This window comes from Pseudomonas sp. GW704-F2, from assembly GCF_059423025.1.
This window is the reverse complement of record NZ_JBWKXO010000081.1, coordinates 1-9,160: the sequence shown is the minus strand read 5'-3', so window position 1 is coordinate 9,160 and position 9,160 is coordinate 1. Positions and strand designations below refer to the sequence as shown.

Annotated in this window: 14 protein-coding genes and 1 pseudogene; 6 read left to right on the top strand and 9 right to left on the bottom strand. The window is 57.6% G+C overall.

The window, feature by feature from the left end; all coding sequences use genetic code 11:
- Positions 1-73 precede the first annotated feature (73 nt).
- Complete coding sequence (locus tag AC07W0_RS30595) at positions 74-382, top strand: peptidylprolyl isomerase (RefSeq protein WP_046489443.1); 309 nt, start codon at positions 74-76, stop codon at positions 380-382.
- A gap of 84 nt (positions 383-466) precedes the next feature.
- Here AC07W0_RS30595 and AC07W0_RS30590 read toward each other — a convergent pair whose 3' ends face one another.
- The 9 genes and pseudogenes from AC07W0_RS30590 to AC07W0_RS30550 all read right to left on the bottom strand — a co-directional run.
- Entirely contained in the window at positions 467-1,273 is an 807-nt protein-coding gene (locus tag AC07W0_RS30590; RefSeq protein WP_102618994.1) for a DNA adenine methylase, read from the bottom strand.
- Between the two features lie 149 nt (positions 1,274-1,422).
- Complete coding sequence (locus AC07W0_RS30585; RefSeq protein ID WP_102618993.1) at positions 1,423-1,965, bottom strand: lysis system spanin subunit; 543 nt, start codon at positions 1,963-1,965, stop codon at positions 1,423-1,425.
- Positions 1,947-2,510, bottom strand: coding sequence for a glycoside hydrolase family 19 protein (locus tag AC07W0_RS30580; RefSeq protein WP_102618992.1), 564 nt, complete (start codon positions 2,508-2,510; stop codon positions 1,947-1,949). The genes AC07W0_RS30585 and AC07W0_RS30580 overlap by 19 nt, the downstream gene beginning before the upstream one ends.
- Positions 2,511-2,787: 277 nt before the next feature.
- Complete coding sequence (locus tag AC07W0_RS30575; protein ID WP_102618991.1) at positions 2,788-3,813, bottom strand: IS110 family RNA-guided transposase; 1,026 nt, start codon at positions 3,811-3,813, stop codon at positions 2,788-2,790.
- Between the two features lie 102 nt (positions 3,814-3,915).
- The gene (locus tag AC07W0_RS30570; RefSeq protein WP_102618990.1) at positions 3,916-4,962 is read right to left on the bottom strand and encodes a phage late control D family protein; all 1,047 of its coding nucleotides are present in this window, start codon (positions 4,960-4,962) and stop codon (positions 3,916-3,918) included.
- Positions 4,963-5,051: 89 nt separating this feature from the next.
- Positions 5,052-5,258, bottom strand: a complete 207-nt coding sequence (locus tag AC07W0_RS30565; RefSeq protein ID WP_102618989.1) for a tail protein X — start codon at positions 5,256-5,258, stop codon at positions 5,052-5,054.
- Positions 5,233-6,078, bottom strand: a complete 846-nt coding sequence (locus AC07W0_RS30560; protein WP_102618988.1) for a phage tail protein — start codon at positions 6,076-6,078, stop codon at positions 5,233-5,235. The genes AC07W0_RS30565 and AC07W0_RS30560 overlap by 26 nt, the downstream gene beginning before the upstream one ends.
- A 9-nt stretch (positions 6,079-6,087) precedes the next feature.
- Complete coding sequence (locus tag AC07W0_RS30555; protein ID WP_256580919.1) at positions 6,088-6,252, bottom strand: hypothetical protein; 165 nt, start codon at positions 6,250-6,252, stop codon at positions 6,088-6,090.
- A gap of 103 nt (positions 6,253-6,355) precedes the next feature.
- A pseudogene (locus AC07W0_RS30550) lies at positions 6,356-6,997 on the bottom strand (primase/helicase family protein); the annotation flags it as partial.
- Between AC07W0_RS30550 and AC07W0_RS30545 the strand changes: the two are divergent.
- The 5 genes from AC07W0_RS30545 to AC07W0_RS30525 are packed head-to-tail and all read left to right on the top strand — an operon-like array spanning position 6,957 to position 9,151.
- A complete protein-coding gene (locus AC07W0_RS30545; RefSeq protein ID WP_173677851.1) occupies positions 6,957-7,427 on the top strand; it encodes a hypothetical protein in 471 nt (156 codons plus the stop codon). The pseudogene AC07W0_RS30550 and the gene AC07W0_RS30545 sit on opposite strands and share 41 nt — an antisense overlap.
- A complete protein-coding gene (locus AC07W0_RS30540) occupies positions 7,424-7,966 on the top strand; it encodes a phosphohydrolase (protein WP_102618986.1) in 543 nt (180 codons plus the stop codon). The genes AC07W0_RS30545 and AC07W0_RS30540 overlap by 4 nt, the downstream gene beginning before the upstream one ends.
- Entirely contained in the window at positions 7,963-8,337 is a 375-nt protein-coding gene (locus AC07W0_RS30535; protein WP_256580920.1) for a hypothetical protein, read from the top strand. The genes AC07W0_RS30540 and AC07W0_RS30535 overlap by 4 nt, the downstream gene beginning before the upstream one ends.
- A complete protein-coding gene (locus AC07W0_RS30530) occupies positions 8,334-8,885 on the top strand; it encodes a hypothetical protein (RefSeq protein ID WP_102618985.1) in 552 nt (183 codons plus the stop codon). The genes AC07W0_RS30535 and AC07W0_RS30530 overlap by 4 nt, the downstream gene beginning before the upstream one ends.
- The gene (locus tag AC07W0_RS30525; protein WP_102618984.1) at positions 8,882-9,151 is read left to right on the top strand and encodes a pyocin activator PrtN family protein; all 270 of its coding nucleotides are present in this window, start codon (positions 8,882-8,884) and stop codon (positions 9,149-9,151) included. Before AC07W0_RS30530 ends, AC07W0_RS30525 begins: the two co-directional genes overlap by 4 nt.
- The last annotated feature ends 9 nt before the right edge of the window (positions 9,152-9,160 follow it).

Genomic DNA, 9,160 nt, shown 5'->3' with positions numbered 1-9,160 from the left:
TACTGGAGCGATTACCGCAGGCTGAATCAGTTGAAGATGTTGAGGCGTTACTACCCTGGAATTGGAGGGCATCATGAGTATCAACATTGATCATCTGAGCGCTGATGAGTTAGTGACATTGAATCATCACATTATCGAACGGCTGAAGATGTTGGAGTCATTGGAGGCTCATAAATCGATGATGCAGTTCCATCCGGGAGCACGGGTAAGCTTCGATTCACCCAATGGTGAGCGCCTGTCCGGTACCGTCATGAAGTTCAACCGCAAAACCGTCACAGTGGTAACCGACACCGGCCAGCGCTGGAATATTTCGCCGCACTTACTGTCACCGATCAAAAACGTACAGGCGGGGATGGTGGTGGATATCAGGCCGAAAAAATGAAGTAACTGTGCCGAGAATGGTCTCCGCGCCAGCATGATTTGATTCCTCCCCACCTCAGGCGCCGTCTGTTTGGATAGGTGGGGTTTATGGATCAGTTACAAACAACCCTCCCAAAGCTGCAGGTTCCCAGTTCATGATCACCAGCTCACCACTCACCTCAGCCCTCCCTTGGCGCTGGTTGGTGGTGCTGTAGCGAATGTCGACGGATTCAAAATGGAACCCCTCAAACACACGTCGGATGTCGGGATGATCGTTAATGCTGACCATGACCTTGCCTTTGCAGCGCCGCATAAAGTCGGCCATGCGCTCGTAATTCTCGAAGGGAAAGTCCACGCCATAACCGGCCGTCTGCCAGTAAGGTGGATCCATGTAGTGGAACGTATGGGCACGGTCGTAGCGCTCGGCACATTCAAGCCAGCCCAGATTTTCAACATAAGTGCCGGACAAACGCTGCCACGCCGCAGACAGGTTCTCCTCGATCCGCAGCAGGTTGATGGCCGGGCCGGTCGTTGCAGTGCCGAACGTCTGCCCCGTCACTTTGCCGGCGAACGCATGGTGCTGCAGATAAAAGAATCGGGCGGCTCGCTGGATGTCGGTGAGGGTTTCCGGACGCGTCATCTTCTGCCACTCGAACACCTGGCGGGAACTGAGCGCCCATTTGAACTGGCGCACGAATTCTTCCAGGTGGTTCTGCACGACACGGTACAGCGTCACCAGGTCGCCGTTGATGTCGTTAAGAACTTCAACAGGCGCTGCCTGGGGACGCATAAAGTAAAGCGCGGCGCCGCCGGCAAAGACCTCAACGTAGCATTCGTGTGGCGGGAAAAGCGGGATAAGGCGGTCGGCCAGGCGGCGTTTGCCGCCCATCCAAGGGATGATGGGTGTAGACATAAAAAGGCAAGACCTTTGCTGTATGGATAAACAGTGCTAGGCTCGCTCCGCTTTGTGCACGAAGCGGGAGCCTTGGCTGGACTTGCAGGGACGATCTGCGGGGAAGGTGGCCGGGTTGGATGTTGACGCATCCTGCCCAGCCGCTCCTTTTACTTCGGTGTAGAGACTTCTTTTGCGTAGGCCTGACAGGCGCGCAGGGCGATCAATCCTTGGTCGCCGGTATCGGTGATTCCGATAATTCGTTGAGCATGCGCTGGGTCAAGTTGGGCTCTTGTGGTGCCATGAACCACGCGGCCGGAGGCGGTGGTGGTTGGCATTGCACAGCAGCCGGTAGTTTCGGTGGCGGCGAGTACGACTGACAGCCGCAGATCAGCAGTAGCCAGGCGATCACGCAGACGAGCTTGCTTGGTTTGCTCATAGGTCAATTCCTTGTGGTGGGTTTCGTCTTTGCTCTGCAGGCGCTGCTCCAGGGCTAGGCGCTTGTCCTGCTCGGTACGCTGCAGGGCAGCAGACGCTTGGGATAACTCGTTGAGGGTGTCCGCTTGCAGCCGGGATTGGCGCTCCAGCACGCGGCAATAACGCCAGTCCTGGGCAGTCCAGGCCAACGCCGCAGATCCGGCGCCCACCATCAACAACAGCACGCCGGCAGCAGCGATACGGAACTGCGCAGGGATCAGGTCGAAGAGACGCATAACACCGCCCTCGCCCTGGCCCACAGCTGCAGCCGATCCTCCAGACCATTGAGGCCACCATTTATCCGGCGAGTGATCGTATTAAACTGATCCTGATCCGCGAGCGCATTCAGCCCGTTCACCGACCAGAACCACGCGGCCGACTCTGCCGCCCATTGAGGCAGTTCGAGCAATTCCGGCGTGCGCAGCAATCGCTCATCGCCTAACAGTGCCAGGCTGCAGCGCAGATAGTTGTCGTGGCCGGTGATCTGGATCAGTCCACGGCCACGGTAGCGCTGACCATCACCGTCGGCTTCCGGGGTGTTGCCGAGCTTCGTAGCCAGGTTGCCGGTGTCGTATTTGCTCAGGTACTGATCGCCCCCCAGCTCGCGGACGTACTGCAGTTGACCCGACTCATGACCGATCTGGGCCAGGAACGCGGCCTGACGCTTCGGTGTGTTGATTTGGTGATTGACCATCGCCATATTGAGGGCAGATACAAAAACGCCCGCTTGGCGGCGGACGTTCGGCATGATGCGTTGCAGCTGTTGTTCGGTGAGGGACATAAAGACTCCAGGCATAAAAATCTATGGTCACCCCCATTTTTGCAATACTGATTAACGGGTGGTGTGGTTGGCTTGCTTAAATCTATCCGGCGTCTGTTTGGGGCATGCCCCAGCGCCACGATGAGAGTCGCGCCTGACGATCCTTAAAAACCGGTCGGCTTCTGAAGCCGATTTTTATGTCAGGATCTTCGCCAGGCCGGTGTGCCGTTCACATCATCTGTTGTTCAGCTATCGCAAAACCTGAAGGGTGAATCGTGGTACTGCAACAACTGCAGGGTCAGGCGTTCAAAGCGTCTGGCCCTGCTTCATATTGCGTATGGCGAGCGGCTATCGCCCAAGCGATACGCGCCAGTTTGTTAGCCAGGGCACAGGCCACGACATTTGAATGTCGTCGACTGAGCAAGGTTTTAACCCAGTCAGCCAGAGCGCCTTTCTGGTGATCCAGCCTCTGCATATAGACCCTGGAACACTGCACCAACAGTTGTCGCAGATGCTTGTCACCCCGCTTGCTGATCCCCAGCAGATTGGCCTTGCCGCCCGTGCTGTACTGCCTGGGCACTAAGCCAACGGAGGCGGCAAAGTCGAGACCGCATCGGTACTGTTTACCATCGCCCATCTCCACAGCCAGCAGGCTGGCGGTGATCGGGCCGACACACGGCATGCTCAGCAAACGACTGCCCAGATCATCGTTGGCCAGTTGGCCCGCCAGTTCTTTATCCAGCGCTTTGATTTGCTCATCCAGATAGACGAAGTGATCGTGCAGGCGCTGCAATAAGACCGTCAGACGAACGGGTAAGTCGTGCTCGGCCACAACGCTCGCCAAACGCTTCATGATGGCCAATCCCTTGGGCAGGCTGATTCCAAACTCCAACAGAAAACCGTGCATCTGATTAGCCGTTTTGGTGCGGTCATGCACCAACGATTCGCGCATCCGATGCAGCACAGACAGGGTTTGCTGGGATTCGGTTTTAGGCGTAACGAAGCGCATGGATGGGCGGGAAGCGGCTTCACAGATCGCCTCAGCGTCGACGAAGTCATTTTTGTTGCCCTTGACGAAGGGCTTAACGAACTGCGGGGAAATCAGCTTGGCCGTGTGTCCCATCGCCATCAGTTGGCGAGCGACAAAATGCGACCCTGCACAGGCCTCCATCACCACGACACAGCTCGGCACATTGCCGAAAAACTGCATCATCTGCGCTCGTGAGCATTTTCTGCGAAACACCTCGCGGCCCGACTTATCCTGGCCGTGCAGGTGGAAAGTATGTTTGCCGAGATCGATACCGATCAGTGCTGACTCGCTCATGATGATGGCCTCCGAAAACAAAACACCCCGTGAAAGCGTAGCCCTCACAGGGTGTTGGGGGTGACCATCTCATTAACCGCACTAAGGCGGCGATGGGATCCACTACAGCGTCTCAACGCTCACAACCTTGAGCGGCTTCGTTTCCTTCTTTTTCTTGCCCTTGGATTTACCTTTCTTGCCGGCATTGCACTCGACTGTGGTCGACCAGTCGGATTGGATAAACACCTGCTCGACCGAATCCGCCAGGTATTCGCCATCAAGACCGACCTTGAAGCCCTGGGCGTTGATCAGGCGTTCGGCAAAAATGTCTGTCCGGCCAGGCATCTCGAAACGCACGTCTGCGGTCGAGCGATTGAACGCCGCCAACCGTGCCTTGGCGGCAGCCTCGGCGGCGGTCTTGTTCGGATAGATATGTCGGTCGGTATGAACCGCTGGCAAGCCATCCGGAGCGTCGTCGTTGTCGATGGTGACCACCGCCAGCTTGCCGTCCTTCTTGTTCTGATGCTTGGTCGCCACGGCCTTGTGCGAGTTACGATCTCCCAGGCTGAACTGCCAGCGACTGAGATCGCTACGGGTCAGAGTGATTGCGCCGAACGTTTTGCCGCTGGCGGTCTGACCTCCCTGACGCGGCATCACCAAAAGCTTGCCGTCCGCGACCTTGGCCGTGCAGTCGTATTGCTTGGCCAGGCGCGTGATGAAATTAAAATCGGACTCGTTGAGCTGATCCACCCGGGCGACCTTGGTCGCTACCGGACACACCGCCCGCCAGCCATTGCGCGCCGCGATATCGGCCACGATCTTCGACAGCGGCACGTCCTCCCAGCTTCCACTACGGATGGTTTTGCCACTGCCACGCATGTCGCTGGCTTTGCCCTTAATCACTATCGTATCCGGCGGCCCCGACACCTCGACCGTATCCACCGCGTAGCGCCCCAGGCGCACCAAGGACGTTTCGGCATAGCCCAGGTAGATCTCAATGGAGCTGCCACGCCGAGGCAGCACCACCTGGCCGTCCCGGTCATCAATACGCAATTCAAACTCGTCGGACTCCATACCGGGCTTGTCAGAGGTGCGCAGCAACAACAACCGATCATTGATTTTGGCCGTCACATCGGCGCCATCAGCCACGATTCGAAACATAGGGGTCATGGATTTTGTCCAAAAAAAACCGCACATGGCGGGTCAAAAAACAAATGGCCGTTACGCGTAACGCAACGCGTCGCCGGCAACGGTCGAGGTCAATCCCACAAGCTGATGCCCTCCCCGGTTGGGCTGGGCAGATCCGGCAGATAGACCAACACTCCGGCGCGGTAGGGCTGGGGCTCGTCGGCCAGCCCCTGATTGGCGTCCAGCACCGCCTCGGTGCTGCCGTTCAGATGGCCATAAACGTTATTGCAAATGACATCGAGCATGTCCCCGTCAGACGTTCTGCATGTCGTCGCCATAGCGCACAAACTCCAGAGTGAACCCTTGTTTACGCGGAATCCCGCCGTGCAACAGCGCGCCCTGCTCCTCGTTGGTGGTCTTCAGGCACCAGGTGCCGATCACCTCGCCATAGCCCGTGGTCAGGGTCAGCGGCTGAAGCCTGGCCCCAATGCTGCGCAAGGTGTCGAGCTGCTTAAGCCCACCCTTGAAGCCCGGATAAATCGTCCCTTTGAGCGTTAACTTGTCGTCTCCCATGCCTACGGCCTGCTGCGCCGGACGGCGCGACAGGCGCTCCTGCGAGGCCCAGCGAAATTCGGTCGAGCGGCTAAGCTCGTCGAAGGCCGCCGTGTCCAGATTGAAGTAGTAGGGCTGCTCCTTGGGGTCACGGGGTTGGATGATCAGCAAGTGCGGGAACGGCTTCACTGCTTCCGGCGCCGGCGTGGCGTCCACTGCAAATGAGCTGGTCGGCACGATGTTGGCCAGAGACGGGCTGACCTTTCCGGCGATCTTATTGATCGCGACCGCAGCCTTGCCCGCCTGCTCCTTCAGCACGCCCATACGCTCCTGCACCTCGGCGGCCGCCCGTGTCGCACGGCCGTACACGGCTACTACCTGGCCGACCTTGGCCTGTGCTGCGTCCACGCCACGCATTACCCGCTGTAGTTTGGCGCCGACTGCCGGCCCCACGAACGGGATGTTTTCCAACTCGTATGCGGCGCCGGTTAACTCTCGAATGGCACCATTCACCGGCCCCAGCATGCCGTCAGCACTGCGCCGCCCAGCCTCCCCGGCTTCGACCAGGTACTTTAGGCCCGACTGCATTTGTTCCATGTACGCCATGGGGCCTCCTTACAGATGGGGTTCGTCATAAAGCTTCGCGGCGTTTTGTTTCGCCGCATCCGCCATCATTAATCGCATATGCGGCATGAGATCCTGCGCCAAGCGTTGTGGATCTTTCACATCCCCTTGCACCGTAATCGGCATGGTCAGCGAGTATTCAAACTTCTGATCCACTTTGGCCGGAACAGGCTTCTCCGGCTCTTTGGATTGAATCGCCACCGCTGCCGGCTTGCTCGGTGCTGACACCGCAAGGGAGCGCGCTGCATCCCCCGGCGCGGGCATGGTCGTGAGCAACCACGCTGACCGCCTCAATCACATGGGAAGCTTTGACCCGCAGGTTGTACTGCTGCGCGAGCCACTTCATCACTCGCATGTCGTCAATGTCGGCCCAGTCACCGGCACCGCCGCCGAAGGGCGCAGACCGAAGCTTGACGATCTTGGAGCTGAATACGCTGTAGCCGATGACACCGGCCCAGCGTTCGTCATTGCCCAGGATCAGCTCGACGTTTTGCATGTGCGCAATCAGGGAGCCGTTTTCGGTGCGGGCCAGTTGGTCCTTCCAGCCACCCGCTGCAGGAGGCTTGACCACCGCGAGCACCTGACGGCGGACAGCCTCCAACCCCTCGGCGACGTGAAGGTCGTTGAAGTCGGTCCACTTGATCTCGCGCTCGCCGGAAAACACCGGGGCGACGACTTGACCGCCGACAACCAACGCGGCGTTGTTGGCTTTCTCTCCGCCAGGGTTCCAAGGGTCACCGTTGGGGCGCTTAGTTTTCCAGTCGTCATCGCGACAGATGATCAGCGGGCAGCCGGGGAAGCGCTCGCGCATGGCCTTGGATACCGGTAGCAGGTTTCCCGCGTCAAAGGCGATAGCGACCGTGAGCGACGTCGCCATGTGCAGGCTCGCGCCCGTGGCATATCGAGGCGGCCTCACAGACGGCAAAAATGATGGCTACGACGAAGGCTATTCCCATGGGTACGTCTCGGGCCGGGACGAATCTTCAGCCGCATACGCTGCCTCTCTCAAAGAGATGTCAGATCAATGCATGCGCACCGAACTCCTATTAAGCCGGGAACCGCAAGACCGTTACACCCTTTTGGCCATTGCCGAAAAGCTGAAGCTCGCCGCAGAAACCTTCCGCGCTGTCAGATCCGAAAGCCAAGCAACCACACTGCAGCAGCAGCAGCAGCACGCCAAGGCCACTAAGGAACTGCGCGCTCTGACTCGCTACAGCAAAGAGTTCGACCGTCAGTTGAAAGCCCTGATCGGCTATGAAGCTCTGCGCCAGTTGCACAAGGCGACCGACAACGCCTTGCTGCTGGCCGACCTGGTGAGGGAAGCCGCATGAACTGGATCCTCACCTCCACCGGCAAGCGCTTCGACTTGTTCGAGCCTGACGCTGACATGATCGACCCACGGGACATCTCGCACGCGCTGGCCCACCTGTGCCGATTTAACGGCCACACCCGCGAGTTCTACAGCGTGGCCCAGCACAGTTGCATCGTCGCCGAGCTGGTGCCGGAAGAGCACAAGCTTGCGGCATTGCTCCACGACGCGACCGAGGCGTACCTGGGTGACATGACCCGCCCGCTCAAGCAGTGGATCTCTGCCTACCGGCACTTCGAGGATGTTATCTGGGAGCGTGTTTGCGAACGCTTTGACCTGGCTCTTGATCTTCCCGCCTGCGTACACCAGGCCGATTTGATTGCGCTGGCAACCGAACGCCGCGACCTCATGCCAACCGATCCGGCTATCTGGGATTGCTTGGTCGGCATCGAACCCATGGTTGAAACCATCCGCCCATGGTCTGCCGCAGAAGCCCGGCTCACCTACCACCAGCGGCTGATGGACCAACTCGCAATTGAACATCGGAGGAAAGCGGCATGAAGAACCAACAGGATGACTTCCCTTCCCTGTCCGCTTTGCTCCGCGCTGCAGACAGCGTCGACACGCTAGAAACAAACAGCCTCTGCTGCGCAGCAGCAGGCATTATTGCCCCTCCCAGCGCCACTACCGAGGCACTTATACCCCACGAAAAGCTGCGCGGGGCAGCGCTCGCTGATGCAACGCTAAATGCTCAGGAATGCCCGCTCGCGCAGCCTGTTAAGGGGTATTCGCACCTCCCCCTCTTATCGCCTACAGCACAAGAACAGGCCGTGTTCATGTGCGGCAACAGCGTCAGTCCGCCACCAATGGCAGCGCTCAAAAGGGCAAATGATCCATGGCGCCAAGTAGAAGAGATAAAGGAGGCAGCATGAAAATACCAGACTTCGAATTAGTGGATGGGATTTTTCCAGGTGACGGTGCTTACATTTCGATTGAAATGCCTTTCTCTTGGCTAACTGACAACGCATATGAAGGGCACGGGGATTACGAAAATAGTTTCTATATAGATATCCAAGAACTAATTAAAAAACGCATCGATGAAGGACGATGCTCATTCAGCCATCCAAATGCTATGCAGGCGAAATCCACTGTCGAGATGTTGCGTAAGTATGCGGACTTACTTGAAAACACGTTTGTTTTTTCCGCAGACGCGATTGAGGAAGGCCCAGACGGGGAAACGATATTTGTCAATGCAGGAAAAGAAGGAGCCCAAGTTTGGTTAACGGAGGCAGAAACCGGCGACTTGACCGATAAATGGAGACTACACCCCTGCAGCAAAGGCCACACGGACATAAAAGCCAAAGATTCAAGGGTCAGATGTCAAGTTTGCGGTGAGGAAGAAGTTGGAGAATGGACTAAATGCGCTATTTCGAGCTGGAATTTTATGCAAGGCCCTGCGGCCACTGAGAGCAAATCATGAATACCCTCTTCTTATTGATGGCCCAGTACGATGGGCAGGCCGTTATTCCGTTAGACCGTGTTTGCACGGATTACATGCGCTTGACAGTAGAGAAGTTCAAACGTAAACGCTTGGACGGCGAAATCGACATTCCTGTAGTTAGGCTTGGCGCCGACACTCAGAAAGCAGCATTAGGAATCTACTTAAAAGATCTTGCCGACTATATCGACAGACAACGAGAAAAGGCTGAAAAAGAGCAAAATAAACTTATGGGACGGGCGGCATAAGGGTAAAAC

What these genes read in the sequence shown, in the direction of transcription:
- AC07W0_RS30580 (WP_102618992.1), bottom strand. Translation starts at nt 2,510, where the DNA reads ATGTCCCTCACCGAACAACAGCTGCAACGCATCATGCCGAACGTCCGC.
- AC07W0_RS30575 (WP_102618991.1), bottom strand. Translation starts at nt 3,813, where the DNA reads ATGAGCGAGTCAGCACTGATCGGTATCGATCTCGGCAAACATACTTTC.
- AC07W0_RS30585 (WP_102618993.1), bottom strand. Translation starts at nt 1,965, where the DNA reads ATGCGTCTCTTCGACCTGATCCCTGCGCAGTTCCGTATCGCTGCTGCC.
- AC07W0_RS30535 (WP_256580920.1), top strand. Translation starts at nt 7,963, where the DNA reads ATGAAGAACCAACAGGATGACTTCCCTTCCCTGTCCGCTTTGCTCCGC.
- AC07W0_RS30530 (WP_102618985.1), top strand. Translation starts at nt 8,334, where the DNA reads ATGAAAATACCAGACTTCGAATTAGTGGATGGGATTTTTCCAGGTGAC.
- AC07W0_RS30570 (WP_102618990.1), bottom strand. Translation starts at nt 4,962, where the DNA reads ATGACCCCTATGTTTCGAATCGTGGCTGATGGCGCCGATGTGACGGCC.
- AC07W0_RS30560 (WP_102618988.1), bottom strand. Translation starts at nt 6,078, where the DNA reads ATGGCGTACATGGAACAAATGCAGTCGGGCCTAAAGTACCTGGTCGAA.
- AC07W0_RS30590 (WP_102618994.1), bottom strand. Translation starts at nt 1,273, where the DNA reads ATGTCTACACCCATCATCCCTTGGATGGGCGGCAAACGCCGCCTGGCC.
- AC07W0_RS30595 (WP_046489443.1), top strand. Translation starts at nt 74, where the DNA reads ATGAGTATCAACATTGATCATCTGAGCGCTGATGAGTTAGTGACATTG.
- AC07W0_RS30565 (WP_102618989.1), bottom strand. Translation starts at nt 5,258, where the DNA reads ATGGCGACGACATGCAGAACGTCTGACGGGGACATGCTCGATGTCATT.
- AC07W0_RS30525 (WP_102618984.1), top strand. Translation starts at nt 8,882, where the DNA reads ATGAATACCCTCTTCTTATTGATGGCCCAGTACGATGGGCAGGCCGTT.
- AC07W0_RS30540 (WP_102618986.1), top strand. Translation starts at nt 7,424, where the DNA reads ATGAACTGGATCCTCACCTCCACCGGCAAGCGCTTCGACTTGTTCGAG.